Origin of the sequence: Chryseobacterium piperi (assembly GCF_002285635.2) — a bacterium.
Taxonomy (GTDB): Bacteria; Bacteroidota; Bacteroidia; order Flavobacteriales; family Weeksellaceae; genus Chryseobacterium; species Chryseobacterium piperi.
On sequence record NZ_CP023049.2, the window covers coordinates 2,180,604 to 2,206,291 of the forward strand.

The 25,688-nt window shown below is 35.4% G+C and carries 31 protein-coding genes; 18 read left to right on the forward strand and 13 right to left on the reverse strand.

Translation table 11 applies throughout. The features are described 5' to 3' along the window. Positions 1-109 precede the first annotated feature (109 nt). Complete coding sequence (locus tag CJF12_RS09400; RefSeq protein WP_034685810.1) at positions 110-1,669, forward strand: Rne/Rng family ribonuclease; 1,560 nt, start codon at positions 110-112, stop codon at positions 1,667-1,669. A 130-nt stretch (positions 1,670-1,799) separates the two neighbouring features. Here CJF12_RS09400 and CJF12_RS09405 read toward each other — a convergent pair whose 3' ends face one another. Then, complete coding sequence (locus tag CJF12_RS09405; protein ID WP_095591034.1) at positions 1,800-3,137, reverse strand: IS1182 family transposase; 1,338 nt, start codon at positions 3,135-3,137, stop codon at positions 1,800-1,802. Between the two features lie 143 nt (positions 3,138-3,280). On the opposite strand from CJF12_RS09405, the gene CJF12_RS09410 reads away from it, so the two are divergent. The 5 genes from CJF12_RS09410 to CJF12_RS09430 all read left to right on the forward strand — a co-directional run bounded on the left by CJF12_RS09410 (position 3,281) and on the right by CJF12_RS09430 (position 7,143). Next, on the forward strand, positions 3,281-3,751 hold the full coding sequence (locus CJF12_RS09410; protein WP_034686769.1) for an OsmC family protein: 471 nt from the start codon (positions 3,281-3,283) through the stop codon (positions 3,749-3,751). Positions 3,752-3,880: 129 nt separating this feature from the next. Then, positions 3,881-4,510 carry an NUDIX hydrolase gene (locus CJF12_RS09415; protein WP_034686768.1) on the forward strand — a complete coding sequence of 210 codons (630 nt, stop codon included), beginning with the start codon at positions 3,881-3,883 and terminating at the stop codon, positions 4,508-4,510. 27 nt (positions 4,511-4,537) lie between these two features. Then, positions 4,538-5,344, forward strand: coding sequence for a lysophospholipid acyltransferase family protein (locus CJF12_RS09420; RefSeq protein WP_034686767.1), 807 nt, complete (start codon positions 4,538-4,540; stop codon positions 5,342-5,344). Between the two features lie 17 nt (positions 5,345-5,361). Further along, positions 5,362-5,799, forward strand: a complete 438-nt coding sequence (locus CJF12_RS09425) for a hypothetical protein (protein WP_034686765.1) — start codon at positions 5,362-5,364, stop codon at positions 5,797-5,799. A 6-nt stretch (positions 5,800-5,805) separates the two neighbouring features. After that, complete coding sequence (locus tag CJF12_RS09430; RefSeq protein WP_034686764.1) at positions 5,806-7,143, forward strand: UDP-N-acetylmuramate--L-alanine ligase; 1,338 nt, start codon at positions 5,806-5,808, stop codon at positions 7,141-7,143. Between the two features lie 122 nt (positions 7,144-7,265). Here the strand turns inward: CJF12_RS09430 and CJF12_RS09435 are convergent, their stop codons facing one another. The 3 genes from CJF12_RS09435 to CJF12_RS09445 all read right to left on the reverse strand — a co-directional run bounded on the left by CJF12_RS09435 (position 7,266) and on the right by CJF12_RS09445 (position 9,959). Next, on the reverse strand, positions 7,266-8,603 hold the full coding sequence (locus CJF12_RS09435; RefSeq protein WP_095591116.1) for an IS1182 family transposase: 1,338 nt from the start codon (positions 8,601-8,603) through the stop codon (positions 7,266-7,268). Between the two features lie 96 nt (positions 8,604-8,699). Beyond that, complete coding sequence (locus CJF12_RS09440; RefSeq protein ID WP_034688392.1) at positions 8,700-9,152, reverse strand: lipocalin-like domain-containing protein; 453 nt, start codon at positions 9,150-9,152, stop codon at positions 8,700-8,702. Positions 9,153-9,200: 48 nt separating this feature from the next. Next, on the reverse strand, positions 9,201-9,959 hold the full coding sequence (locus tag CJF12_RS09445) for an IS5 family transposase (RefSeq protein WP_095591055.1): 759 nt from the start codon (positions 9,957-9,959) through the stop codon (positions 9,201-9,203). Positions 9,960-10,350: 391 nt separating this feature from the next. Here CJF12_RS09445 and CJF12_RS09450 point away from each other — a divergent pair, with 391 nt between their 5' ends. Further along, positions 10,351-11,106, forward strand: a complete 756-nt coding sequence (locus tag CJF12_RS09450) for a C-type lectin domain-containing protein (protein ID WP_095591117.1) — start codon at positions 10,351-10,353, stop codon at positions 11,104-11,106. 61 nt (positions 11,107-11,167) lie between these two features. On the opposite strand, the gene CJF12_RS09455 is transcribed toward CJF12_RS09450, so the two are convergent. Further along, entirely contained in the window at positions 11,168-12,229 is a 1,062-nt protein-coding gene (locus tag CJF12_RS09455; protein ID WP_034688362.1) for an NAD(P)H-dependent flavin oxidoreductase, read from the reverse strand. Between the two features lie 170 nt (positions 12,230-12,399). Between CJF12_RS09455 and CJF12_RS09460 the strand changes: the two genes are divergently transcribed. After that, positions 12,400-13,302 carry an IS1595 family transposase gene (locus tag CJF12_RS09460; protein ID WP_095591118.1) on the forward strand — a complete coding sequence of 301 codons (903 nt, stop codon included), beginning with the start codon at positions 12,400-12,402 and terminating at the stop codon, positions 13,300-13,302. A gap of 79 nt (positions 13,303-13,381) precedes the next feature. On the opposite strand, the gene CJF12_RS20180 is transcribed toward CJF12_RS09460, so the two are convergent. Together CJF12_RS20180 and CJF12_RS20185 are read right to left on the reverse strand one after the other, a co-directional pair. Then, positions 13,382-13,759, reverse strand: a complete 378-nt coding sequence (locus CJF12_RS20180) for a transposase (protein WP_262485055.1) — start codon at positions 13,757-13,759, stop codon at positions 13,382-13,384. A gap of 20 nt (positions 13,760-13,779) precedes the next feature. Next, the gene (locus tag CJF12_RS20185; RefSeq protein ID WP_228423542.1) at positions 13,780-14,139 is read right to left on the reverse strand and encodes a transposase; all 360 of its coding nucleotides are present in this window, start codon (positions 14,137-14,139) and stop codon (positions 13,780-13,782) included. Positions 14,140-14,305: 166 nt separating this feature from the next. Here CJF12_RS20185 and CJF12_RS09470 point away from each other — a divergent pair, with 166 nt between their 5' ends. Continuing rightward, positions 14,306-15,085 (forward strand): C-type lectin domain-containing protein, encoded by a 780-nt coding sequence (locus CJF12_RS09470; RefSeq protein ID WP_095591119.1) that lies wholly within the window; start codon positions 14,306-14,308, stop codon positions 15,083-15,085. Between the two features lie 144 nt (positions 15,086-15,229). Here the strand turns inward: CJF12_RS09470 and CJF12_RS09475 are convergent, their stop codons facing one another. Both CJF12_RS09475 and CJF12_RS09480 read right to left on the reverse strand, forming a co-directional pair. Beyond that, positions 15,230-16,564, reverse strand: coding sequence for an IS1182 family transposase (locus tag CJF12_RS09475; protein WP_095591120.1), 1,335 nt, complete (start codon positions 16,562-16,564; stop codon positions 15,230-15,232). Positions 16,565-16,728: 164 nt separating this feature from the next. Then, positions 16,729-17,604 (reverse strand): aldo/keto reductase, encoded by an 876-nt coding sequence (locus tag CJF12_RS09480; protein ID WP_034681238.1) that lies wholly within the window; start codon positions 17,602-17,604, stop codon positions 16,729-16,731. Positions 17,605-17,729: 125 nt separating this feature from the next. Between CJF12_RS09480 and CJF12_RS09485 the strand changes: the two genes are divergently transcribed. Both CJF12_RS09485 and CJF12_RS09490 read left to right on the forward strand, forming a co-directional pair. Continuing rightward, positions 17,730-18,164 (forward strand): GNAT family N-acetyltransferase, encoded by a 435-nt coding sequence (locus CJF12_RS09485; RefSeq protein ID WP_034681235.1) that lies wholly within the window; start codon positions 17,730-17,732, stop codon positions 18,162-18,164. Then, entirely contained in the window at positions 18,165-18,641 is a 477-nt protein-coding gene (locus CJF12_RS09490) for a GNAT family N-acetyltransferase (RefSeq protein ID WP_051887162.1), read from the forward strand. It abuts the gene before it with no gap. 99 nt (positions 18,642-18,740) lie between these two features. Here CJF12_RS09490 and CJF12_RS09495 read toward each other — a convergent pair whose 3' ends face one another. The 3 genes from CJF12_RS09495 to CJF12_RS09505 form a co-directional block, all read right to left on the reverse strand. Further along, positions 18,741-19,253, reverse strand: coding sequence for a GNAT family N-acetyltransferase (locus CJF12_RS09495; RefSeq protein WP_034681234.1), 513 nt, complete (start codon positions 19,251-19,253; stop codon positions 18,741-18,743). Positions 19,254-19,368: 115 nt separating this feature from the next. Further along, positions 19,369-20,271 carry a LysR family transcriptional regulator gene (locus tag CJF12_RS09500; protein WP_034681231.1) on the reverse strand — a complete coding sequence of 301 codons (903 nt, stop codon included), beginning with the start codon at positions 20,269-20,271 and terminating at the stop codon, positions 19,369-19,371. A 77-nt stretch (positions 20,272-20,348) separates the two neighbouring features. After that, a complete protein-coding gene (locus CJF12_RS09505; RefSeq protein ID WP_034681229.1) occupies positions 20,349-21,092 on the reverse strand; it encodes a metallophosphoesterase family protein in 744 nt (247 codons plus the stop codon). Positions 21,093-21,284: 192 nt separating this feature from the next. On the opposite strand from CJF12_RS09505, the gene CJF12_RS09510 reads away from it, so the two are divergent. From CJF12_RS09510 to CJF12_RS09535, 7 genes are all read left to right on the forward strand, one after another. Next, entirely contained in the window at positions 21,285-21,899 is a 615-nt protein-coding gene (locus tag CJF12_RS09510) for an NAD(P)H-dependent oxidoreductase (RefSeq protein WP_034681227.1), read from the forward strand. Further along, positions 21,899-22,186, forward strand: coding sequence for a putative quinol monooxygenase (locus CJF12_RS09515; RefSeq protein WP_034681226.1), 288 nt, complete (start codon positions 21,899-21,901; stop codon positions 22,184-22,186). Before CJF12_RS09510 ends, CJF12_RS09515 begins: the two co-directional genes overlap by 1 nt. A gap of 80 nt (positions 22,187-22,266) precedes the next feature. Further along, positions 22,267-22,587: a type 1 glutamine amidotransferase family protein gene (locus tag CJF12_RS20190; RefSeq protein ID WP_228379041.1), complete on the forward strand. Its 321-nt coding sequence runs from the start codon at positions 22,267-22,269 to the stop codon at positions 22,585-22,587. Then, positions 22,578-22,940: a type 1 glutamine amidotransferase domain-containing protein gene (locus tag CJF12_RS20195; RefSeq protein ID WP_228379040.1), complete on the forward strand. Its 363-nt coding sequence runs from the start codon at positions 22,578-22,580 to the stop codon at positions 22,938-22,940. The genes CJF12_RS20190 and CJF12_RS20195 overlap by 10 nt, the downstream gene beginning before the upstream one ends. 33 nt (positions 22,941-22,973) lie before the next feature. Beyond that, entirely contained in the window at positions 22,974-23,957 is a 984-nt protein-coding gene (locus tag CJF12_RS09525; RefSeq protein WP_034681225.1) for an aldo/keto reductase, read from the forward strand. A 143-nt stretch (positions 23,958-24,100) separates the two neighbouring features. Next, positions 24,101-24,625, forward strand: coding sequence for a PPC domain-containing DNA-binding protein (locus tag CJF12_RS09530; RefSeq protein WP_034681224.1), 525 nt, complete (start codon positions 24,101-24,103; stop codon positions 24,623-24,625). 14 nt (positions 24,626-24,639) lie between these two features. Beyond that, positions 24,640-25,131, forward strand: a complete 492-nt coding sequence (locus CJF12_RS09535; RefSeq protein ID WP_034681223.1) for a VOC family protein — start codon at positions 24,640-24,642, stop codon at positions 25,129-25,131. Between the two features lie 109 nt (positions 25,132-25,240). Here the strand turns inward: CJF12_RS09535 and CJF12_RS09540 are convergent, their stop codons facing one another. Further along, the gene (locus CJF12_RS09540) at positions 25,241-25,684 is read right to left on the reverse strand and encodes a carboxymuconolactone decarboxylase family protein (protein ID WP_051887161.1); all 444 of its coding nucleotides are present in this window, start codon (positions 25,682-25,684) and stop codon (positions 25,241-25,243) included. Positions 25,685-25,688: the final 4 nt, after the last annotated feature.

The following is a 25,688-nucleotide window of genomic DNA, read 5'->3' on the forward strand; positions in this document are numbered from 1 at the left end:
AAATAAATAACATAACTTTAATTACTAATTCTTAAATTTAAAAATGTATTTATTTACAGAAAACCATGCAAAATTCCTATCATCTTAAACAATTTTATCTTATAACAAAATGAAGAAAGAACTAATAGTTTCGCATGAGGATGACCTTACAAAAATTGCATTACTGGAAGACGGAAGACTATGTGAACTTCATGAGGAAGAGGACAAAAGTGATTTTATAGTTGGAGATTTGTTTATAGGAAAAGTAAAAAAACTGGCCCCTAACCTGAACGCCGCATTTGTTAATATCGGCTATGACAAAGATGCTTTTTTGCATTATCAGGATCTGGGACCACAATATCTTACCTATAAAAAGTTTTTAAAAGATACCATTTCTAAAAAACAAAGCTCTTCGAGCTTAAAGAATTTCGAGATACAACCCGAAATTGACAAAAACGGAACTGTAGAAAAGGTCATCGCAAAAGATGATCTGGTTTTGCTACAAATTACCAAAGAACCTATTTCTACAAAGGGACCAAGGATCTCAACACAGATTTCCTTAACCGGTCGTTTTTTGGTTTTAATACCTTTTGATAATAAAGTTTCTATTTCCAAAAAGATCAGAAGTTCTGAGGAAAAAGAAAGATTGCGCACACTTATTGAGAGCATCAAGCCTGAAGGGTTTGGAGTTATTATAAGAACTGTGGCAGAAGGAAAAAAAGTAGCAGACCTGCACAACGATATGAATCAGCTGATTCAGAAATGGGAAGGTACTTTTAAAAACATACAGAAAAACAAAGTTCCATCTAAAGTTTTAAGCGAAGAGGACAAAGCTTCAGCTATTTTGAGGGACAATTTTAATCAGGATTTCGTAAGTATCATTTGTGATGATGAACAAATGGTGGAAGAAATGAAAAACTATGTGGAAGTTATCGCCCCTGAAAGAAAGAATATTGTCCAGTTTTATGACTCCCACATTCCTCTTCTGGAATATTACAATGTTGAAAAACAGCTTAAACAAAGCTTTGGAAAACATGTCAACATTCCAAGTTCCAAGGGAGCTTACCTCGTTATTGAACATACGGAGGCACTACACGTAGTCGACGTAAATTCCGGAAATAATATTACTACCGGAAATGCAGCCAACAAAGAACACGCTCTTAACGTGAACAAAATGGCAGCCACAGAAATTGCAAGACAATTACGTCTTCGTGATATGGGCGGAATTATCGTCATCGATTTCATCGATATGCCGAACCCTGATCACAGAAGAGATTTGTATGAACATCTGAAAGAAGAAATGAAGCGCGATAAAGCTCGCCACAAAATTTTGCCCCCAAGTAAATTTGGACTGATACAGATTACCAGACAACGCAACCGTCAGGAAAAACAAATCGAAACAAAAGAAGAAAACCCTAACAAAGACGGAGAAATTGTAGCTCCGGTTGTTATCGTGGAAAGAATGGGAGAAACCATCCGAACCATCATGCAAAAGGAAAAAGGAAAACTTTACCTGCATGTACATCCTTTCGTGGAAGCCTACCTTACCAAAGGAATCAAAAGCATCCAGATGAAATGGTTTATGAAATATAAAAAATGGGTAACCATTATCCCAAGGGATTCTTTTAAATACTTAGAATACAAAATTTACAATTCTAAAAAAGAAGAATTGATCGGATATTCTAATTAATACAAAATTTTAAGAGGCTGTCTCAAAAGGACAGTCTCTTTTTAGTATTTCATTGAAAAAAGATTTCGATATTTTGAATAAAAAAAATATCTTGGAAAAAAGAAGATATAAGTCAAAAAAGCAGTCTGTTTTAGGCTGCTTTTGACATTTTCTTTAGATTGTGGGCAATTGCGAGTATGCCGATTTCTACCTCGACTTTATTTTTTCCCCGAAGCATGAATCGTTTAAAATTTTTGTTGTGTTTGAGCTCTGCAAAAACAGGTTCAACATCATGGCATCTTTGTTTTCTGAGTTTGATGCCCTTGCTGGTATTAAGAAGTTTGAAAACCTTTTCTCTGATTTTTGCCAATTTAGGATTGTTTTGTGAAGTGGTTATTTGTCCCGATTTCTGATCTTTTCTGAAGTAATTATATTTAACATAAGCTTTTATTTTCTTAGATTTTAACAAGTTGTAATTTTCTTCTGAGCCATAACCAGCATCAGCAACAAGCTCTTTGGGAGCTTTATGATAGCTTTCTTCAAAACCCAGTAAATGAGTCGCTAATGTTTTGGTGTCTGTTGGGTTGGGATGAATTGAATAATGTAAAATGAATTGTCTATGGGTAGAAATTTGTAGATTGTAAGCGGGTTTTAGTTGTCCGTTTCGCATATGATCCTCCTTCATTCGCATAAAAGTAGCGTCTGTATCGGTTTTGGAATAGGAATTTCTATCTTCTAATAATTCTTGCTGTTTTTTATATTTCTCTAAATTATCTGCCCAGTTTTTCTTAGCATAATTCAGTTTCTGACGAACTTTTGAAGCTACTTTTTTATCTTTCAAAACTTCATTGATCTTTTCGATGGTTTGAGTTACTTTTTCAGAATCTACTTCTTTAAAATCAATACTTTCTGTATTTTCAAGCTCGTCTTTGGCAACTGTTTCTGCATAGTTCCAAAGCTCTTCTAATTGCTCTGCAATCCTTTCTTTGTGTTTTTTGACAGCTCTTCCCCAAACAAAAGTATAGCGATTGGCATTGGCTTCTATCTTGGTGCCATCTACAAAAGTGGTTTTCAGACTTACCAAACCTTCCTTTTCCAAAAGAAGAACAATTTGTGTGAAAATAGCTTTAATCTCACCTTTCAATCGTTCACTACGGAACCTGTTTAAGGTGTTATGATCGGGACGGCTCATTGCAGAGAGCCACATAAAATGGATGTTTTCTTTCAAGGCCTGCTCCATTTTGCGGCTTGAATAGATATTGCTTAAATAGCCATAAATCAAAACTTTCAAAAGCATTTTCGGGTGGTAGCAAGATGTTCCGCCAGGTTTGTAGGTTTTAATTAAGCTTTTGATATCCAAGCCATCAATAATGTTTGAAACAATTTTCACAGGATGTCGCTCATCAATCAACTCCGATAAATTGGGAGGAAAAAGCAGATTTTCTTTGGGGGTGTAATCTTTAAAGACTACTTTTGACGTACTTAACACAATGCAAATTAATCAATTTGCAACTATTAGGAAAGCGAAAGCTTTCCTTTTTGCATAAAAAAGGCTATCTCTTTTGAGACAGCCTCTTTTTTATTTAAATTAGCTTTTCAAAATAGTTAATGACAACCACTTAAAAATAGAAAATGAGTAAAGAACATCATTACAAAATCACTATCCAATGGACTGGTAATCAAGGAACCGGTACAAGCGGTTATAAGGATTATGAAAGAAGCCACTCCATTTCCGTAGACAACAAAGCTGCAATTGAAGGCTCTTCTGACCCTGCTTTTCGTGGAGATAAAACCAAACATAATCCGGAAGAACTTTTTTTATCTTCACTATCTTCCTGTCACATGCTGTGGTACCTCCATTTCTGCTCAGAAGCAGGTATTATTGTTACCGATTATACTGATCAAGCAACCGGAATTATGGCAGAAACAGCTACCGGTAGTGGCCACTTTACAGAAGCAACATTACATCCAAGAGTAATCGTTACAGAAGAATCGATGGTTCAAAAAGCAAAAGAACTTCACAAAAAAGCCAGTGAATTTTGTTTTATTGCCAATTCAGTTAATTTTCCGGTAAAGCATATCCCGACTGTAGAGGCTAAATAAAAAATAAGATCAATAGTCTACTGGTTTCTGGTTTCTTTACATTTTTTAATCCTTTCATTTACCAATCCAGATGGTTAATTAATGTTAATGGCTATCCATTTCTTCAAGATATATTACTAAATTTGAGCTATGGGAAATTTTGGAAAAGATTTATTAAGAAAAATTAAAAGTGTAGAATTACCCGGTGAAAATGCACATGGGGTCTTTTCTCCACCTTATCGTCCTGTTTTTAATTATGATGAAATTTTAGAAAAAAATCCAAAATTCGCAGCGGTCAATATTGTTCTATATCTTAAAAATAACGAATGGTATTTTCCATTAATCCAACGAAGTGAAAACGAGCATGACAGGCATAGCGGGCAGATATCTTTGCCTGGCGGAAAGCGTGAGGAAATGGATCGGGATTTTGCTGACACTGCTATCCGCGAAACTTCGGAAGAAATAGGAATCGACAAACATTATGTAAGAATCATAAGAGAAATGTCGCCTATTTATATTCCACCCAGCAATTTTTATGTATACACCTATATTTCTTACACGAAGAAAAATCCGGTATTCGTTTTACAGCAAAGTGAAGCAGTAGAAACGATAGAATTTCCGATTACTTCGTTTCTAAATTTGCCTGATCAGCCTGAAATTATGGCCTTACCCAGTGCCGGAGGGCATGAAGTTCCTGTGATCAATTTCAACGGATACATTATCTGGGGCGCCACAGCAATGATATTAAGTGAATTCAGTCAGTTACTGAAAAAAATGTAACTTTGTAGCACCGCGTTTAATAGAGAGATGGCGAAGAAAAATATTTTCACCGATGCATTCGGAACACCTTACTTTTTGAAAAGGTTAATTATTTTTATTTTAGGATTTGTGTCTTACAGAAGATTCAATGGCTTTAATAAATTAAAAATAACCGGTACTGAACACCTTGTGGATCTTCCCGATTCAAATGTGCTTTTCGTATCCAATCATCAGACCTATTTTGCGGATGTTGCAGCAATGTATCATGCATTTTGTGCTGTAAACAATGGCTATTTAAATACGATTAAAAATCCGATCTATCTGCTTAACCCGAAGATCGATTTTTATTATGTTGCAGCAGAAGAAACCATGAACAAAGGTATCCTCCCTAAAATTTTTAAAATTGCAGGTGCTGTAACGGTAAAAAGAACCTGGAGAGCTGAAGGCAAAAATGTCAACCGAATGGTAGACATGAGCGAGGTGGATAATATAATGAAAGCCTTAGACAATGGCTGGGTAGCGACTTTCCCTCAAGGAACTACAGCAGCTTTTGCACAAGGACGAAGAGGTACGGCAAAACTGGTTAAAAATCAGCGTCCTATTGTAATCCCTATAAAAATCAATGGATTCAGACGGGCATTCGATAAAAAAGGACTCCGTGTAAAAGTAACAGGAGTAAAGCCGACCATGGAGTTTAAAGCACCTCTTGACATCGATTATGACAAGGAGAATGCTCACCAGATTCTATTGAAAATTATGACTGCTATTGAGCAGACTGAAGATTTCAATTTACTACACCAATATGATGAAGAATTAAAAGCTAAAAAATTAGAACAAAAGGATTCAGATAATTAAAAAAAGGTAAATTAAATATGAAAAGGATAATAGGAATCTTATTCGCAATCATAGTATTAGTTTCATGTAACAGTCAAAAGGTATATTCAAATTTTGACATAAGCTATTCCAGAAGCGGAGGGTATGCCCCGGTTTACGAAAACCTGCTTATCAAAGACAACAATGCACACTATTCTTTTGAAGGTCAGGGACAAAAGTTCAAACAGGATTTTAAAATCACCAACGAAGATTTAAAAAAGCTGAATACAGTTCTTTCCCAGAATAATTTCAGAAGGATACAGGAAGATCGCAAAAAATTATATGACAACATTACGACATCTATTAATGTAAAAAAGGGGCCTAATGAAGGAAATAAAACAGATGCCAGTATGGTCATGCCTAATTATAAGACAAACTGGACTAACATTCAGGATGCGTTCCAGGAAATCATTAATAACAATGTTAAAAAACAATAAATAAAATTGAAGACCCATTTCATTGCTATTGGCGGAAGTGCCATGCATAATCTTGCTATTGCGTTAAAAGATAAAGGATATCAGGTGACAGGTTCTGATGATGCTATTTTTGAACCTTCAAAATCCCGACTGGAAAAGAAAGGAATTCTTCCTCCGGAAATGGGCTGGTTTCCTGAAAAAATCACCTCTGATATCGATGCTGTAATTCTTGGCATGCATGCGCATCAGGATAACCCTGAATTGGCAAGAGCAAAAGAATTGGGCCTAAAAATATATTCATATCCTGAATTTCTATACGAGCAATCTAAAAATAAGACTCGTGTTGTTATTGCCGGATCTCATGGAAAGACAACCATTACCTCCATGGTTCTTCATGTTCTGAATTTCCATCAGAAGGATGTAGACTTTATGGTAGGAGCTCAGCTGGAAGGCTTTGACTGTATGGTAAAACTGACTCCGGATAATGATTTCATGGTATTGGAAGGTGATGAATACCTGTCCTCTCCTATTGATCTTCGTTCCAAGTTTTTATTATACCAACCCAACATTGCTCTATTGAGTGGAATTGCCTGGGATCACATTAATGTTTTTAAAACATTTGATGATTATATCGAGCAATTCAGAAAGTTTGTAGCCAGTATTACTCCTGGTGGCGTTTTAGTATATAATGAAGAAGATCCGGAGGTCGTAAAAGTTGTAGACAACGCTGAGAATTATTTCAGAAAGCTTCCTTATAAAACCCCTGAATACGAAATCAGCAATGGTAGAGTTTTACTGAAAACTGAGATCGGAGACATTCCGCTTTCAATTTTTGGAGCACATAACCTACTGAATCTTGAAGGGGCAAGACATATATGCCAGCAATTAGGTATTATGGATGAAGATTTCTACGAAGCCATTATGAGCTTCAAAGGAGCTTCAAAACGATTGGAAAAAGTGGAAAGAGAAGATAAAGGAACTCTCTATAAAGATTTCGCCCATGCTCCAAGTAAGGTAAAAGCGGCTGTTAAAGCTTTTAACGAACAGTTTAAAAAAGAAAAGAAACATGGTTTTCTTGAACTTCATACCTATTCGAGCCTAAATCCTGCTTTTCTGGAGCAATATGACCATGCTATGGACGGTTTGGACGAGGCAGTGGTCTTCTATTCTGAAGATGCTTTAAAAATCAAAAGAATGGAGCCTATTTCTCCTGAACTGATTAAAGAAAAATTTAAAAATGATCATTTAAAGGTATTTACCAATGCTGAAGAGCTGCATGCATACTGGAATGTTCTGGATAAGACCCAGGGCGTATTCCTAATGATGAGTTCCGGTAATTTTGGTGGATTAGACCTCACAAAATAATAAAAAGAGGCTGTCTCAAAAGGACAGTCTCTTTTTAGTATTTCATTGAAAAAAGATTTCGATATTTTGAATAAAAAAATATCTTGGAAAAAAGAAGATATAAGTCAAAAAAGCAGTCTGTTTTAGGCTGCTTTTGACATTTTGTTCAGATTGTGGGCAATTGCGAGTATGCCGATTTCTACCTCGACTTTATTTTTTCCCCGAAGCATGAATCGTTTAAAATTTTTGTTGTGTTTGAGCTCTGCAAAAACAGGTTCAATATCATGGCATCTTTGTTTTCTGAGTTTGATGCCCTTGCTGGTATTAAGAAGTTTGAAAACCTTTTCTCTGATTTTTGCCAATTTAGGATTGTTTTGTGAAGTGGTTATTTGTCCCGATTTCTGATCTTTTCTGAAGTAATTATATTTAACATAAGCTTTTATTTTCTTAGATTTTAACAAGTTGTAATTTTCTTCTGAGCCATAACCAGCATCAGCAACAAGCTCTTTGGGAGCTTTATGATAGCTTTCTTCAAAACCCAGTAAATGAGTCGCTAATGTTTTGGTGTCTGTTGGGTTGGGATGAATTGAATAATGTAAAATGAATTGTCTATGGGTAGAAATTTGTAGATTGTAAGCGGGTTTTAGTTGTCCGTTTCGCATATGATCCTCCTTCATTCGCATAAAAGTAGCGTCTGTATCGGTTTTGGAATAGGAATTTCTATCTTCTAATAATTCTTGCTGTTTTTTATATTTCTCTAAATTATCTGCCCAGTTTTTCTTAGCATAATTCAGTTTCTGACGAACTTTTGAAGCTACTTTTTTATCTTTCAAAACTTCATTGATCTTTTCGATGGTTTGAGTTACTTTTTCAGAATCTACTTCTTTAAAATCAATACTTTCTGTATTTTCAAGCTCGTCTTTGGCAACTGTTTCTGCATAGTTCCAAAGCTCTTCTAATTGCTCTGCAATCCTTTCTTTGTGTTTTTTGACAGCTCTTCCCCAAACAAAAGTATAGCGATTGGCATTGGCTTCTATCTTGGTGCCATCTACAAAAGTGGTTTTCAGACTTACCAAACCTTCCTTTTCCAAAAGAAGAACAATTTGTGTGAAAATAGCTTTAATCTCACCTTTCAATCGTTCACTACGGAACCTGTTTAAGGTGTTATGATCGGGACGGCTCATTGCAGAGAGCCACATAAAATGGATGTTTTCTTTCAAGGCCTGCTCCATTTTGCGGCTTGAATAGATATTGCTTAAATAGCCATAAATCAAAACTTTCAAAAGCATTTTCGGGTGGTAGCAAGATGTTCCGCCAGGTTTGTAGGTTTTAATTAAGCTTTTGATATCCAAGCCATCAATAATGTTTGAAACAATTTTCACAGGATGTCGCTCATCAATCAACTCCGATAAATTGGGAGGAAAAAGCAGATTTTCTTTGGGGGTGTAATCTTTAAAGACTACTTTTGACGTACTTAACACAATGCAAATTAATCAATTTGCAACTATTAGGAAAGCGAAAGCTTTCCTTTTTGCATAAAAAAGGCTATCTCTTTTGAGACAGCCTCTTTTTTATTTCTAATGGGTTTTGTTGAAAAACCTTCTTATAATATCTTTAGTTCCGTCACCATCCACATCCTGCGTTCTATCCTCCATGACCATATTAGACTGGGTCAGCTGAGTGATAAAATATGGGTAATCCTGCTCTTCTTCATACCAAAACTTCATATTAGCCTTATCAAAGGTATAGTTTCTTGTAACTACATCTGTTTGAACACAATTATTTCCCTCAGGAGCAAAAGTAATGGACGTCATATTGGTAGTCTTAAATTCGTGTGTCCTCTTCTTCTCACATTCAGATGAAAAACTGGTTTGTGTCTGCTGACTTCCAGATCTATACACCTCAGCTTTTTCAATATACCATTTTCCAATAATAGAAGCCTCATTTGGATCAATAATATCCAATGTTTCACTATCACTTCCACAGGCTGCCATTGAAACTAAAGCCAACGATAAAAATATCTTTTTCATACGTAATATATTCTTTAACCGCGCAAAAATAAAACATTTAGAGTCTGTTTAAATTTTATTCAGTAATAATTTTATGGCGGATAATTTGACCATGTTTTCAGAGGATTCCATTAAGAGTTCATAATTTCTGCATAATCTTCTATCGTTATCAAACCAAGCAAATGTACGCTCTATAATCCATCGTTTATGAATTGGCTCAAACCCTTTTACTTTTTTGTCACTCCGCATTACGATCTGAATGATATAATTAAACTTAATTCTTATTTCCTCAATAATCTCTCCTCTATAACCTCCGTCCGCCAGGATTACCTGAAGCGGAATTAGTAAATATCGCAGTGTTTTGATCAGTAACAATGCAGCCTTACTGTCATGAACATTGGCTACACTTACCATTACGGCTAACAAAAAACCATTTTTGTCTACCACAACGTGTCTCTTGATTCCTTTTATTTTTTTACCTCCGTCAAAGCCATTGAGTGAACGGTTATTTCCCCAACGAACACTTTGACTGTCAATAATTCCTAAACTTGCCTGCGCTTTCTGACCCCTGTTTCGTCGTACTTCCTCTCTCAATTTTGATAATAATAAATCGAAAATCTCCAGATTTGACCATTTTGAATAATAGTAATAAACCAATTGCCATTTGGGAAAATCATGAGGTAAAAGTCTCCATTGACAGCCTGTTTTTACTAAATAACTGATAGCATTCCAAATGACAACCAAATCATATTTTCGTTTTCTGTCATCAAAATCTAATGCTTTTTTTATAAATTGCCACTGAGTTTGGGTTAAGTCCGTTGGATACATTGATGTTTTTTTCTTTTGCAACTCTAAAATGACAATTTTTATGCAACTTTTAACCCTTACTATTTTTTATTATTACTTTTTTAAACAGGCTCTTACAATCATATTCCTCAAACTTCAGAAGAAAGATTCTCCAATAGACTATTTGTAAGTTTAATATTTATAATTTTTTAAATATATCCAATATTTATGATTTAATTATTAAATAATACACGTATTAATAAAATATATTTTTAAATCAACGTAGTATATATTTATTTTATTAATTAAAAACAAACATAAAACCCTGAAAACGTAAATGTTAAAGTTCATCTTATTATATTTTCATATTCCTATTTTTATTAATTTCATATTCTTAAAAAACAGACCAAATGACTAAAAAATTTTACTTTTTATGGTATTACCGTTGGCAATATCCGCACAGGTAGGTATTAATACTTTAGAACCTACAAAGACATTTGACATCAATGGGGAGTTAAGAGTGCGCACTTTAAATCAGGGAGAACCGACTGATGAAATACTATCAGTAGACTCTGATGGAAATGTTAGAAGAATCTCCAGAGATGAATTTGGTGGTGGAACTTCCGGGTTTAATTCTACCATTTTAGGATATGATCCACAACCCTCTGCTAACAGGCCACAACCTCCTGGAGCTGTTCCTGGTGGAGGAACAGCTACTGAATTAGGCTGTAAACAAAGGCCTGAAAATAATCATATCTATTGTGCTTATCAGCTTACCCAACCCATTAATTGGTTTAATGCATTTGATTTTGCCAAACAAATGGGCGGCTATCTGGTAACAATGCCAGGGGATGCCGAAAGAATATGGGTCAACACCAATATTGTAGCTTCGGGAACAGGTTATGACCTGAACAATAGTATTTGGATAGGTTTCAATAAAATCAGAAGACCAGGAAATCCTGATCAATTACAATGGATTACCGGAGAAGAATTTAGAATAAACTGGTCTACCAATCCGGCTACAACGGAAAACTGGTTTGCACCAGGAGAACCCAATAACTCTGGTCAAAACGAAGGAGCTACCCATATACTATCAGGGGGAGAAAGAAGATGGAATGATTTAGCAGGAACAGTAACCAGTTCCAACAACCGTGCAATGGACCAACTCATTGTTGAGTTTAATGAATAATTGAAACGCCATCCAATATATAAAGCTCAGAAATTTCTGAGCTTTTATTTTAATCGAAAGCTTAATCCTTTTCAACGTCAAGGATAAGACTTTTTAAAATATCACTCGTAGAATCTTCACTATAATGATGAATCGATTGCCCCACCCAGATGTTGACAAAATCATCATTCTCATTCACTTTCGCAGCCTTTCTTAATTCACCGGTTAATTTATTATGGTAAGGATAAGGCAAAATATAGTCCGAATCTTCTATAGCCTCAATAAACCTATTTTTGATCCCTCTGGCATAACGTCCGGAAAAGCTTTTGGTTAAAAGTATATCTTCTTCCTGTACTCTTTCCAGTCTGCCTTTTTCAAATGGTTTCATCGCACTTTCCTGAGATGCGAGTAAAACACTTCCTACCTGAAAACCTTGCGCACCCAATTTCTTTGAAGCCAATAATGTTTTAGCGTTATAAAGGCCACCGGCATACATTAATGGAACGCTCACGGCATCATATACCTGTGATAACAAAGATAGCCCTCCGATTTGTGGAATAGATTCAGTATCGAAAGTTCCTCTGTGTCCTCCTGCTTCAATTCCTTGTACACAGATCATATCAATTCCTGACTTTTCAAGCAGTAGCGCTTCTTTTACAGACGTGCAAGTCCCGATAAGCACGACTCCATTTTCTTTTAGTTTCTGAATACTCTGACCATCCAGATTTCCAAAAGTAAAGCTTAGTATTTTACAACCTTCCTCAATAATAATATCAATTTGCTCATGATAAGTATTGATCTTAAGATCTTCAAAATTCGGAAGATGAACTTCAAGAGAGTTCTCTTTGGCAAGCTCTTCAATAAACTCTTTGACTTCAATGAATTTTTCTTTTAAAGAATCTGTAACCTCAGGAATCTGATGAACAAAAATATTGACTGCGAATGGTCGATCTGTTAGTTGTTTCGTATTCCTGATCAATTGTGCAGATTGGTCTGGCGATAAATCGGCTAATGCCAAAGACCCTAAGCATCCTCGGTTGGATGCTGCAGAAGTCATAGCTGGTGTACTTATCCCAAACATCGGAGCCTGTATAATAGGATATTCTATACAAAGTCTTTCACTTATCGCATTTGCCCAAAACATAATACCATTTTTGATTTAAAATTTACAAAAAATGGAGTAAATACTACCACGATATTTGAAATACATTTTATTGATGTAGTCAATTAAATCAAGCAAAATATTATTCTTTCAATTAATTATACTGAGTTATCCAAATAAATTCTGTATATTGTTACCAGAACCTGAGCTATATGGAAATATTTAAAGGTCAAAATCTTATCAACTTTGGAAAAGTCTTCCCAGATGACGATTCATGTCTGGGTTATTTGTTTGACTTGAAATGGAAAGACGGCTTTCTTTGTACGAAGTGCGGTAATACCTCAGGCTGTGAAAAATCAGGCCATAAATATCATTGTTATAGCTGCAATCATGTAGAAAGTGCCACAGCAGGGACGTTATTTCATAGGGTTCGATTCGGTTTACACAAAGCCTTTCATATTGTTTTTGAAATGGTAAACAGTAGTAAAGGGATCTCGAGCATTCAGGTAGGCCTTCGCTACGGCATCCGCCAACCCACGGCATGGACATTTATGCATAAGGTAAGAAAAGCCATGGAAAGCAGTAAGAAATATCCGATGTCTGATTGGGTTCATGTAGACGAATTTGTGGTAGGGGGAATGGAAGAGGGTAAAAAAGGCAGAAGCTATAACACACAAAAAACCAAAGCTGTTGTGGCGGTTGAACTTAGCGAAAAGCATCAGGTGAAACGTGTTTACATCAAAGCCATTGATGATTATTCTGCTAAATCCTTAACGCCTATTTTTGAGCAGCACATCAGTGAATCAGCCAAAGTGGTGACCGATAAGTGGAAAGGATATCTTCCCTTGAGTAAAAAGTATAACATTGAGCAAATCTCTTCAGATCAAGGAAAGTATTTTAAACAATTACACCTGATTATCCACCAGATAAAGTCTTGGATTCGAACCATACCCACTCATGTAAGTAAAAAACATGTAGAAAGTTATTTTAATGAATTTTCATACCGTATTAACCGTTCACAAAATAGAAATACCATCTTTCATAACATTATCCAAAGAATGCTTAATGCAAAACCTTTGAATTACGATAAATTAATACGGAAATTAAGCGTATAACTCGATAATTATAATTTCAATGAAAATTAAAATTTGTCAATAAAAAAAGTTAAAAAAAACTTATTACCTTAGAGTCTGTTTAAATTTTATTCAGTAATAATTTTATGGCGGATAATTTGACCATGTTTTCAGAGGATTCCATTAAGAGTTCATAATTTCTGCATAATCTTCTATCGTTATCAAACCAAGCAAATGTACGCTCTATAATCCATCGTTTATGAATTGGCTCAAACCCTTTTACTTTTTTGTCACTCCGCATTACGATCTGAATGATATAATTAAACTTAATTCTTATTTCCTCAATAATCTCTCCTCTATAACCTCCGTCCGCCAGGATTACCTGAAGCGGAATTAGTAAATATCGCAGTGTTTTGATCAGTAACAATGCAGCCTTACTCTCATGAACATTGGCTACACTTACCATTACGGCTAACAAAAAACCATTTTTGTCTACCACAACGTGTCTCTTGATTCCTTTTATTTTTTACCTCCGTCAAAGCCATTGAGTGAACGGTTATTTCCCCAACGAACACTTTGACTGTCAATAATTCCTAAACTTGCCTGCGCTTTCTGACCCCTGTTTCGTCGTACTTCCTCTCTCAATTTTGATAATAATAAATCGAAAATCTCCAGATTTGACCATTTTGAATAATAGTAATAAACCAATTGCCATTTGGGAAAATCATGAGGTAAAAGTCTCCATTGACAGCCTGTTTTTACTAAATAACTGATAGCATTCCAAATGACAACCAAATCATATTTTCGTTTTCTGTCATCAAAATCTAATGCTTTTTTTATAAATTGCCACTGAGTTTGGGTTAAGTCCGTTGGATACATTGATGTTTTTTTCTTTTGCAACTCTAAAATGACAATTTTTATGCAACTTTTAACCCTTACTATTTTTTATTATTACTTTTTTAAACAGGCTCTTATAAAATTAAGTAGCATTTTACTTTTATGCCATCATTATTTTCACTAATTTTAGTCCTCAAAAATATAACACATGACAAAAAAAATTTTATTTTTTATGGTTTTGCCATGGGCAATATCTGCACAAGTTGGTATTAATACTACAGAACCAACAAAAACTCTCGACATTAACGGTGAATTAAGAATTCGAACTTTAAATTCAGGAACAGATGCTGATAATATACTGTCTGCGGATGCAGATGGAAATGTTCGTGTAATCTCCAGAGATGAATTAGGTGGCGGAAGATCTGGATTCAACTCGACTATTCTTGGTTATGACCCCCAACCTGTTGCTAATAGACAACAACCTCCGGGCTCTGTTTCCGGAGGAGGAACTGCAACTGAATTAGGTTGCAAAAAGTGGGCTACCAATAATCATACTTATTGTGCTTATCAGCTCTCCCAAGCAGTGACTTGGTTTAATGCCTTTAACTTTGCTAAACAAATGGGAGGTTATTTGGTAACTATGCCTAGTGATGCAGAAAGAATGTGGGTGAATACCAATATCGTAGCTTCAGGAACAGGTTATGACCTAGCCAATAATATCTGGATAGGCTTTAACAAAATTAAAAGACCTGGAAACCCTGACCAATTACAATGGATTACTGGAGAGGAATTTAGAATTAACTGGTCTACAAATCCTGCCACCACTGAAAACTGGTTTTCACCAGGAGAGCCTAATAATTCTGGAGGAACTGAAGGGGCAACTCATATACTCCCTGGAGGAGAAAGAAAATGGAATGACTTAGCAGGAACCGTTACCAGCTCAAATAGTCGATCAATGAATCAACTCATTATTGAATTTAATGAATAATATTAGATATTTTAAATATAATTAAAAGAGGCTGTCTCAAAAGGACAGTCTCTTTTTAGTATTTCATTGAAAAAAGATTTCGATATTTTGAATAAAAAAAATATCTTGGAAAAAAGAAGATATAAGTCAAAAAAGCAGTCTGTTTTAGGCTGCTTTTGACATTTTGTTCAGATTGTGGGCAATTGCGAGTATGCCGATTTCTACCTCGACTTTATTTTTTCCCCGAAGCATGAATCGTTTAAAATTTTTGTTGTGTTTGAGCTCTGCAAAAACAGGTTCAACATCATGGCATCTTTGTTTTCTGAGTTTGATGCCCTTGCTGGTATTAAGAAGTTTGAAAACCTTTTCTCTGATTTTTGCCAATTTAGGATTGTTTTGTGAAGTGGTTATTTGTCCCGATTTCTGATCTTTTCTGAAGTAATTATATTTAACATAAGCTTTTATTTTCTTAGATTTTAACAAGTTGTAATTTTCTTCTGAGCCATAACCAGCATCAGCAACAAGCTCTTTGGGAGCTTTATGATAGCTTTCTTCAAAACCCAGTAAATGAGTCGCTAATGTTTTGGTGTCTGTTGGGTTGGGATGAATTGAATAATGTAAAATGAATTGTCTATGGGTAGAAATTTGTAGATTGTAAGCGGGTTTTAGTTGTCCGTTTCGCATATGATCCTCCATTCGCATAAAAGTAGCGTCTGTATCGGTTTTGGAATAGGAATTTCTATCTTCTAATAATTCTTGCTGTTTTTTATATTTCTCTAAATTATCTGCCCAGTTTTTCTTAGCATAATTCAGTTTCTGACGAACTTTTGAAGCTACTTTTTTATCTTTCAAAACTTCATTGATCTTTTCGATGGTTTGAGTTACTTTTTCAGAATCTACTTCTTTAAAATCAATACTTTCTGTATTTTCAAGCTCGTCTTTGGCAACTGTTTCTGCATAGTTCCAAAGCTCTTCTAATTGCTCTGCAATCCTTTCTTTGTGTTTTTTGACAGCTCTTCCCCAAACAAAAGTATAGCGATTGGCATTGGCTTCTATCTTGGTGCCATCTACAAAAGTGGTTTCCAGACTTACCAAACCTTCCTTTTCCAAAAGAAGAACAATTTGTGTGAAAATAGCTTTAATCTCACCTTTCAATCGTTCACTACGGAACCTGTTTAAGGTGTTATGATCGGGACGGCTCATTGCAGAGAGCCACATAAAATGGATGTTTTCTTTCAAGGCCTGCTCCATTTTGCGGCTTGAATAGATATTGCTTAAATAGCCATAAATCAAAACTTTCAAAAGCATTTTCGGGTGGTAGCAAGATGTTCCGCCAGGTTTGTAGGTTTTAATTAAGCTTTTGATATCCAAGCCATCAATAATGTTTGAAACAATTTTCACAGGATGTCGCTCATCAATCAACTCCGATAAATTGGGAGGAAAAAGCAGATTTTCTTTGGGGGTGTAATCTTTAAAGACTACTTTTGACGTACTTAACACAATGCAAATTAATCAATTTGCAACTATTAGGAAAGCGAAAGCTTTCCTTTTTGCATAAAAAAGGCTATCTCTTTTGAGACAGCCTCTTCTTTAAGTTTTATATCCATGATTTACTATCTCATGATTTAAAAGAATAGAAAATAATTTATCGAAAGGGCTATTAATTAAATATCTGCTACAGATTTTAACATTTTCTGCTCCCATTCAGCATCTTTCGGATCAAAGAACAATCTTTTACCTGTATCCAGAGAACGAGTAGCATTCATTTCATCTTCTGTTAGTTCAAAGTCAAAGACAGAAAAGTTTTCTTCAATTCTGGATGGAGTTACAGATTTTGGAATGATCACAGATCCTTCCTGTAAATGCCATCTTAAGATTACCTGAGCAACTGTTTTGTTATATTTATCAGCAATTGCTTTCAGAGATTCATTATTTAAAAGCTCAGCATTTCCGTTTCCTAAAGGACTCCAGGGCTGTGTAATGATATTATTTTCTCTATCATATACCTGAAGTTCTTTTTGTTGGAAAATAGGATGTAACTCGATCTGATTAATAACCGGAAGAACCGTCGAGTTTTCTTTCAGTTCTTCTAGCTTTTCAACTGTAAAATTGCATACTCCTATCGCTTTTATTTTTCCTTCGTGGTATAAGTCTTCTAATGCTTTCCAGGCTCCTAAAAAATCCCCGTAAGGCCAGTGAATAAGATACATATCCAGATAATCCAGCTGCAAACGGTCTAACGTTCTCTGAAATGCTGCTTGAGCTTTTTCATAACCATGATCCTGTACCCAAAGTTTGGAAGTGATAAACAACTCATCTCTGTTTATTCCACTATTTTTGATAGCGTTTCCCACCGCTGTTTCGTTAAGATAAATGGATGCCGTATCTATCATTCGGTATCCTGTTTGGATGGCTTTAATAACAGCATCTTCACAAACTTTCAAATCATCGATCTGCCAAACTCCGAATCCTAATGCCGGAATATCAACTCCATTATTTAAAGTGACAACCGGCTGGCCGGTATATATTTTTTTCTGCATAATTCTTTATTTAGATGTTTAATATAAAGTCAAACAAATTTGCAACAAAAAATTGAAATTTTACGCTATAAATCCAGCCTTTATGAATTTTTAATTTTGTTTATTTTTGCATGAAAATGAAAACTATGTCTTACCAAATTGTAAAAGCTGGAGCAAAAGATTACCCTAGAATTATGGACATCTGGGCATCTGCAGTACAAGCTACTCATGACTTTCTTACAGAAGAAGATTTTAATTATTTTAAAGAAGTAATTCCGAGAGACTATCTTCCTCATCTGGAAGTATATCTTATTACGGACACCAATGAAACAAAAGGTTTTGCTTCTGTTTCAGAAGGCAATCTGGAAATGCTTTTCATTCACGATGATTCCCGTGGAAAAGGATATGGTAAAAAACTTTACCAATTCATGAGAGCGCAGACCGGTTTTACGAAATTGGATGTCAATGAACAGAATCCTCAGGCTATTGGATTCTACGAAAAAATGGGGTTTAAACAGGTAGGAAGATCTGAAAAAGATGGTTCCGGGAAAAACTATCCTATCATCCATATGGCTTTGTAGATGAACACGTTCAAATTCAATATGATTTCTCAGAGTTCCGAAATCCCGTATGAACTCCTTTTACTCGCTGATGAAACAAAGGAAGCGATCGATCAGTATATTTTTAAATCTGATCTCTATGTCCTGAGTGATGGCGACCACAATATTGCCGTTATGGCTTTATATAAAAACAACAATACTCAACTGGAGATCAAAAACATTGCTGTTACAGATCATTATCGTAATCGCGGGATTGGAAGTATCTTAATTGGAAAAGCTAAAGAAATAGCAGCACAACATCATTGCACGTCATTGCTTGTAGGAACTTCCGATACCGGCTTGCAACAAATCCGGTTTTATGAAAAAAATGGTTTTGCAAAAAAGGAAATACGCAAAAATTTCTTTATTGAAAACTACCCTTTCCCTATTTACGAAAATGGAATACAGATGAGGGACATGGTTGTCCTTGAATTTCTTAGACCTCACACCATAGAATAAAATTCGTGCATTTGTGGCAAAAAAAAGAATTCCACGAATGCACGAATAAAATAAGTATAGCTCCATCTTCCGAGACCACTTAGGTTCCACGTTAATATATTAGGACATTAAATTATTTTCAATTGTATAGATGGCTCCTTTATGCCCGTCAAAATCAAATTCTCTTTCAAAACTAAGTCCTATTTTTTGAAGCACTTTTATTGACGGTTTATTTTTGAGCATAGCTCTTCCCACGATCTTTTCTAGGTTCAACTTCTCAAAGCCAAAATGTATACAAGCTTTCGCACTTTCAGTTGCGCATCCTTTGTTCCAGTATTTCTCAAAAAATCTAAACCCTATATCTGTTTCTTCTAGTTTTTCATCATATTTGAGACCACACCATCCAAGAAACTCATTGTCCGACTTATTAATTACCGCCCATCTTCCAAAACCATTTTGCCTGTAATCATTATAATTTTCCAAAAAAACTTGTGCCTCTTCTATTTTTGCAAAAGAAGAGTCTCCAGTGTATCGTATAACATTAGGATTTAGATTAAGTTCGTAAAAATATTCAGCATCATTTACTGTCAGCTCTCTTAATAAAAAGCGATCCGTTTCTATAATTGTTTTCATACATGAATTAAAAATATTAAAAATTAGCTACATGCCCTAAAATAAATATTCGTGCATTCATGGCGAAAAAAAAGAATGCCACGAATGCACGAATATGATTGAGTCTAAAAATATTTTAAAGCTTCCCCATTACCTGACGGAAAAGTCCTTTGATATGAGCAATTTCAGATTGATAAGTCGTTTTTTTACGGCATCCGAAATACAAAGTATTTTCTAAAACCTTATCTCCTTCCCAGATTAGCTTTATATCACCGCTCTCGATTTCATTTTTACATAAAAAGTCAGGTACCACGGCCAATCCCGTCCCGCCTTTCAGACAACGGATAATAGAATTGAGATTAGGAACAATATAATTAGGCCGGAAATTAGGTTTATGCCCGAAGTTTAAAATCCAAAACTGGAACAGGTGTTCCATATCTCCTGTCGTTCCATACCACTTCTCCTGCTTCAGCCATTCTTCTATTTTTCCGGGATCTTTAGTTTTTAGTACCTTCTTAAAGCTATCCGTATCTACATCCTTACCACCTACCAGGATAATCTGCTCTGAAGAGAATGCTTCATGCTCAATATTAAGTGAAGATCCTTTTTTGGGAGTGATGATTAGGTCTAAAATCCCTTTATCCAACTGCTCAAGCATCTCCGGATATTCTCCAAAACTTATAATCAGATTAAAAGGCAGTGACGAAACGTATTGTTCTAAGGTCGTCTGAAAAGTTTCAAAACACATTCCGACACTTATCGTCGGCGTATGTTTTTCGGTAGATTTTTGAAAATTCTTCTCAACATTTTCTAGTTTTTGAAGAGGTTCAAAAACGGCATTATACAACACCTTCCCGCGCTCAGTAGGAATCATTTTCCTGCCGGTACGATCAAAGAGTTTATATCCTACATAAGCCTCAAGAGAACCTAAATGCAAACTTACTCCAGGTTGAGAAATAAACAAACTTTCAGCGGCTCCGGTTAAGGTTCCGGTCTTATAAATTTCTTTAAAAGTACGATACCATTCTAAATTAACCATGATACTATTTTTATGATACAAAAGTATGAAATAATTATAATTCTAATAGATAGAAGAAAACTATACCTTGCATTCATTTATATAATAGCTCCTTTTTCATTTCTCAGGAAAGAAGCATAATAATCAGGAATATCACTGTTTTCAATTTGCCTGGCAACTTTCTCCAAAGGGTAATTCAGTTGAATAATTTCCGGAATTATATGCTGTTCATTCATAGTCAGAATAAGGTAAGATGCCAATCTGTTTTCTTCTCTGGAGCGACCTACGGAGCCAGCATTAATAGCCCATTTTCCATCTGTTTTTTTTCTAAATGATATATGTGTATGCCCCATCACTATAACATCGGATTGAGAAACATTGAGCATTTCAGAAAAAACCTGATCATCTTCCGATTCATAAATATAGGTATCGTTGCTGGTTAAGCTTGAATGTACCAGCTGGATATTCCAGTTCTTTTTACCAATTTTATAATGTAGCTTTAAATCAAAAGGCAAGGCCGATAAAAAAGCTTTATGCTCATCCGTAATATTTTTCTTAGAATGATCTATCGCAGCCAATCTTGCAGCCGTCTCCTCTTCAGAATGTTTACTTAAAGGAGTTACGGGCAGGTCAAAAGCAATCCTTTCATCATGATTGCCCAACAAGCAAGGAATATTATAACGGTCGATCAATGCGATCACTTCATTTCCCCATGGAGCAAAATCTACAAGATCCCCTAAGCAGAATTTTTGTTTGATCCCTCTTCGTTCTATATCATTCAGTACAACTTCAAGAGCCGGAAGATTTCCATGCACATCACTAAAAACAGCAATCTGTATCATATCGTATTCAATTCTTTCAACAAAATTACAAGACAATAGCTATAATTAGATCTAAAACCAGCATGACATTCAACCATTATTTACAAAATCCAATCTATCATTTTTATGATACTAAACTATAATTTATATTATTTTAATCATACCATAAGTAGAAGTAACTTTGCATAGTAAAATTTAAACAATCAAAAAGCAATGAAAAAAGTATTAATAATTAACGGTGGACAAAATTTCGGACATTCCGGAGGAAGATATAACAAAACAGTTGCAGACAACACATTAGACGTCTTAAAAACTTTTGAAAATATAGATATCAAAGTCACCAACATCGCCGATGGATATGATAAAAATGAAGAAGTTCAGAAATTTGTTTGGGCAGATTATATTATATACCATACTCCTATCTGGTGGTTTCAGCTTCCCAACGGATTTAAAAAATACATTGATGAAGTCTTCACAGCCGGACATGCTAAAGGTATTTATTTGAGTGACGGCAGAACTTCAGAAAATCCTGAAATTAATTATGGAACAGGAGGAATGCTGGGCGGAAGAAAATACATGGTCACCACAAGCTGGAATGCTCCTGAAACGGCTTTTACCCTGCCGGGAGAGTTCTTCAGTGAAACAAGTGTAGATAACGGGCCATTATTTGGATTCCACAGAATGAATGCTTTCGTCTCTTTACAAAAAATGGACAGCTTCCATTTTCATGATGTGGAGAAGAATGCCAATATTGACCGTGATATGAAGTTGTATAAAGAACATGTTAAAACTGTTTTTGAAAAAGAACTAAAACCACAGTTAGCATAATGAAAATACATCTTACAGCCATCATCAAAGCAAAAGAGGAATACCAGACAGAAGTCCTTGAAGTCCTTCAAAATATGGTAAGGGAAACACGCAAAGAAGAAGCTTGTGAATTATATAGCCTGCATCAGGGAATAGAAAATAAAAATGAATTTATTTTCTATGAAATATGGAAAGATACAGCAGGTCTGGAGCAGCATAATCAGCAGCCTTATATTCAGGTATTTGGAGCCCTTATCAACGAAAAATTACAGGAAGTACCTCAAATTTATAAAACCCATATTCTTTAGAAATGAAAAAACTTGCATTGCTCATATTTAGTGTATTCATGATAGGATTGGTTCATTCACAAAATAAAAAATTAATGGCTATGAAAAAGAAAATTCTGTTCGTGGTGACGAGCCATGACAAAAAAGGAAGTACCGGTGAAAATACAGGATATTACTTAGGCGAAGTTTCTCATCCATGGGAAGTTTTACACCAGGCAGGATATGAAATAGATTTTGTCAGTCCTAAAGGCGGAACACCTCCTGTTGATGGGTTTGATCTTACCGATCCTGTCAATAAAGAGTTTTGGGAAAATAAAGACTACAAAAATAAAATAGATCATTCATTAAAACCTTCAGAGGTTAACCCTAACGAATATTCAGCGATTTATTATGCCGGAGGTCATGGTGCGATGTGGATTTAGCTGATAATACCGGATTAGCTTCCATCGCTTCAAAAATTTATGAAAATGGAGGAATTGTAGCCGGAGTTTGTCATGGACCGGCAGGTTTGATCAACATTAAGCTGGATAATGGTAAATATCTGGTAGATGGTAAAAAAATTAATGCTTTTACCAATGAAGAAGAAGCTGAAGTAAAATTAACTCAAGTGGTTCCTTTTCTTTTGGAAGATCAACTAAAATCAAGAGGAGCAAAATTTGAAAAATCAGGACTTTGGCAAACCCATGTAGTTAACGATCAAAGAGTCATTACCGGACAAAATCCACAATCGGCAAAAGCAGTAGGAGAAGCTATTCTGAAAGAATTACAAAAATAAAACAGACAAAACAATATAGAAAGTTTAGAACAAATGGAATATAGAAAATTAGGAAATACTGATCTGGAAGTATCAGTAATTACACACGGTGCTTTTGCCATCGGTGGAAATATGTGGGGTGGGAATGAAAAACAAGATTCTATAAACTCTATCCACGCATCCCTTGATAATGGAGTAACTTCTATTGATACGGCTCCTTTTTACGGCTTTGGGCTGAGTGAGGAAATGATTGGGGAAGCGATTAAAGGAAAAGACCGTTCAAAAATCCAGTTACTAACCAAATTTGGTTTAGTTTGGGACGGCAGCAATCAAGGAAAAGGAGAATTCTTTTTCGATGCGGAAGAAAATGGAAAAATACTTCCGGTTTACAAACTAGCCTCAAAAGAAAATATCATTAAAGAGGTGGAAGAAAGTCTGAAGCGTTTAAGAACAGATTATATCGACCTTCTACAATTACATTGGCCGGATAGCTCTACTCCTATCAGTGAAACCATGGAAGCTTTGGAATTGCTGATCCAACAGGGAAAAATTCGTACTGCAGGAGTAAGCAACTATAGCGTAGAACAAATGAAAGAAGCTGCTAAAACTATTCAATTAGCCAGTAACCAGGTTTCCTATAGTATGCTGAATAGATCAATCGAAAAAGATCTGGTTCCCTATTCATTAGAAAATAATACAGGAATTATTGTTTACAGCCCCATGGAAAGAGGATTGTTGACAGGTAAATATTTCAAACAGGCCCAATTAAAAGCTGACGATCATCGTAACGGATATTTTGCTCAGTTTGATCTTGAAAAAGTAAAAAGTTTTGTAGAAACCCTGGAAACAATAGCTTACGAAAAAAATGCTACCGTATCACAATTAGTATTGCGTTGGACAAGCTTACAGCCTGCTATCAGTGTCGTATTAGCCGGAGCCCGTAACGCACAGCAGGCTACTGAAAATGCACAGGCAATGTCTGTTGATCTTTCTCAAGAAGAGTTCAATTTTATTAATTCCGCACTGAAAGGCATTTAATATCAGGGAGTTGGAAAAGAAAAGCTTGAAACATAATCCTTTTCAGCTCCCTACTCCCTTCTTCATCTGTGATAGCCCAAATTCTACATTTCAATAATAATGTGTAATTTAACATAAGTATTATTCAATCTAAAATTCTAAAAATGAAGATTTTAATCCTGAAACTTTACATGGTATTGTTGACCACTTTTATTACAACCAATCTATTTTCACAACAAAATTCCAAAACGGAAATACCACGATTTAACAAAACCTCAACCGGATATATTATGGTATTACGGGAAGGTGATAATGTGATCGCTGAAATTGAAAAACTGGCAAAATCAGAGAAAATCCCCTTTGCCAGCTTTTCAGGCATTGGCTTTGCGGGAGATGTTACTTTTGGCTTTTATGATTTTGATAAGAAAAAATTTAATCCTAAAACCTTTCGCCGCGTAGAAATGGGAAATTTAACAGGATCAATTGCCTGGAACGAAAAGGGACCTTCTATCCATGTTCACGGTATTGCAACAGATGATCAATTCCAGGCCTATGGTGGACACATTTTATCATTACACGTAGGTACAGGCTCTATAGAATTATACATTACCCTCAACAATAAGAAGCTTGACCGGAACATCGAGCAGCCTTTAAATGCTAACGTTTTACAATTAAACCAAGAACCATAACATATTTTCAACTAATGGAAAAAACAACAAATCAGGGATTCACACGTGCGAATCACGTCGGGATTACCGTTAGAAATTTAGAAAAATCAATTACTTTTTATGAAGCCTTAACAGGAATAAAGGTTTCTAATATAGATGAAATCGGAGGTCAAAGAATGGCAAAAACCCAAGGATTAGAAGACACCCGAATCAAGTATGCTAACCTTCATCTGGATAATCTCAATATTGATATTCTGGAATATGTAATTCCTGAATCCGAACAGGCATCTTATAAAAATGATCAAATCAGTGCCATGCATCTTTGCTTTGAAGTAGATGATATTGATGAAGCAGTGAAAAGACTGAAGGAAATTGGTGTGGAGCCACAAGGAGAGCCTATTGTTTTCCAGGAGGAAGACGGACTGAAATCCGGTTTTGGTACAGCGGTGGCCTACTTTCAGGATCCTGACGGAACTAACCTTGAAATTATCGCACCACAAGGTCCATTCAAAAGGAAAAACCCATAATATTTCCACCTGCGGATTAAAATTATTTTACCGCCTGGCAGTAAAATGATATAATAAAGAAGAGCTTATCAGTTTTGATAAGCTCTTCTTTATTTTTTGTACTGAAAGCCTACTTCATAATAGGTAAATGCGTGCTTATCGCAATTCTGTTCCAGGCATTGATCGTTACAATAGCCATAATGATCTGCGCAATCTGCTGGTCATCAAAAAATGTTTTTGCTTTCTGATACGTTTCTTCGGTTAAACCCTTTTGGTTGATCAGGGTAATCTCTTCGGTCATAGCCAAAAGCACCTGTTCTTCTTCAGTAAACAATTCTAAAGCTTCTCTCCAGGCATTTAAAAGATAAATCCTTTGTGGAGTTTCTCCGTACTTCACAGCGTCCTTGGTATGCATATCCAGACAAAAAGCACAGCCATTGATTTGTGAAGCTCTTATCTTTATCAACTCTTTCTGAATATGGTTTAAAGAAATCGTCTGAAGATAGCCCTCCAATCCCATCATAGCTTTGTAAGCAGCGGCATCTGTTGTTGCCATATTAATTCTTGAACTCATAATA

Excerpts from the sequence above, each read along its gene's own strand:
- CJF12_RS09400 (WP_034685810.1), top strand. The coding sequence starts at position 110 with ATGAAGAAAGAACTAATAGTTTCGCATGAGGATGACCTTACAAAAATT.
- CJF12_RS09410 (WP_034686769.1), top strand. The coding sequence starts at position 3,281 with ATGAGTAAAGAACATCATTACAAAATCACTATCCAATGGACTGGTAAT.
- CJF12_RS09415 (WP_034686768.1), top strand. The coding sequence starts at position 3,881 with ATGGGAAATTTTGGAAAAGATTTATTAAGAAAAATTAAAAGTGTAGAA.
- CJF12_RS09420 (WP_034686767.1), top strand. The coding sequence starts at position 4,538 with ATGGCGAAGAAAAATATTTTCACCGATGCATTCGGAACACCTTACTTT.
- CJF12_RS09425 (WP_034686765.1), top strand. The coding sequence starts at position 5,362 with ATGAAAAGGATAATAGGAATCTTATTCGCAATCATAGTATTAGTTTCA.
- CJF12_RS09440 (WP_034688392.1), bottom strand. The coding sequence starts at position 9,152 with ATGAAAAAGATATTTTTATCGTTGGCTTTAGTTTCAATGGCAGCCTGT.
- CJF12_RS09445 (WP_095591055.1), bottom strand. The coding sequence starts at position 9,959 with ATGTATCCAACGGACTTAACCCAAACTCAGTGGCAATTTATAAAAAAA.
- CJF12_RS09450 (WP_095591117.1), top strand. The coding sequence starts at position 10,351 with ATGGTATTACCGTTGGCAATATCCGCACAGGTAGGTATTAATACTTTA.
- CJF12_RS09455 (WP_034688362.1), bottom strand. The coding sequence starts at position 12,229 with ATGTTTTGGGCAAATGCGATAAGTGAAAGACTTTGTATAGAATATCCT.
- CJF12_RS09460 (WP_095591118.1), top strand. The coding sequence starts at position 12,400 with ATGGAAATATTTAAAGGTCAAAATCTTATCAACTTTGGAAAAGTCTTC.
- CJF12_RS20185 (WP_228423542.1), bottom strand. The coding sequence starts at position 14,139 with ATGTATCCAACGGACTTAACCCAAACTCAGTGGCAATTTATAAAAAAA.
- CJF12_RS09470 (WP_095591119.1), top strand. The coding sequence starts at position 14,306 with ATGACAAAAAAAATTTTATTTTTTATGGTTTTGCCATGGGCAATATCT.
- CJF12_RS09480 (WP_034681238.1), bottom strand. The coding sequence starts at position 17,604 with ATGCAGAAAAAAATATATACCGGCCAGCCGGTTGTCACTTTAAATAAT.
- CJF12_RS09485 (WP_034681235.1), top strand. The coding sequence starts at position 17,730 with ATGTCTTACCAAATTGTAAAAGCTGGAGCAAAAGATTACCCTAGAATT.
- CJF12_RS09490 (WP_051887162.1), top strand. The coding sequence starts at position 18,165 with ATGAACACGTTCAAATTCAATATGATTTCTCAGAGTTCCGAAATCCCG.
- CJF12_RS09495 (WP_034681234.1), bottom strand. The coding sequence starts at position 19,253 with ATGAAAACAATTATAGAAACGGATCGCTTTTTATTAAGAGAGCTGACA.
- CJF12_RS09500 (WP_034681231.1), bottom strand. The coding sequence starts at position 20,271 with ATGGTTAATTTAGAATGGTATCGTACTTTTAAAGAAATTTATAAGACC.
- CJF12_RS09505 (WP_034681229.1), bottom strand. The coding sequence starts at position 21,092 with ATGATACAGATTGCTGTTTTTAGTGATGTGCATGGAAATCTTCCGGCT.
- CJF12_RS09510 (WP_034681227.1), top strand. The coding sequence starts at position 21,285 with ATGAAAAAAGTATTAATAATTAACGGTGGACAAAATTTCGGACATTCC.
- CJF12_RS09515 (WP_034681226.1), top strand. The coding sequence starts at position 21,899 with ATGAAAATACATCTTACAGCCATCATCAAAGCAAAAGAGGAATACCAG.
- CJF12_RS20190 (WP_228379041.1), top strand. The coding sequence starts at position 22,267 with ATGAAAAAGAAAATTCTGTTCGTGGTGACGAGCCATGACAAAAAAGGA.
- CJF12_RS09525 (WP_034681225.1), top strand. The coding sequence starts at position 22,974 with ATGGAATATAGAAAATTAGGAAATACTGATCTGGAAGTATCAGTAATT.
- CJF12_RS09530 (WP_034681224.1), top strand. The coding sequence starts at position 24,101 with ATGAAGATTTTAATCCTGAAACTTTACATGGTATTGTTGACCACTTTT.
- CJF12_RS09535 (WP_034681223.1), top strand. The coding sequence starts at position 24,640 with ATGGAAAAAACAACAAATCAGGGATTCACACGTGCGAATCACGTCGGG.
- CJF12_RS09540 (WP_051887161.1), bottom strand. The coding sequence starts at position 25,684 with ATGAGTTCAAGAATTAATATGGCAACAACAGATGCCGCTGCTTACAAA.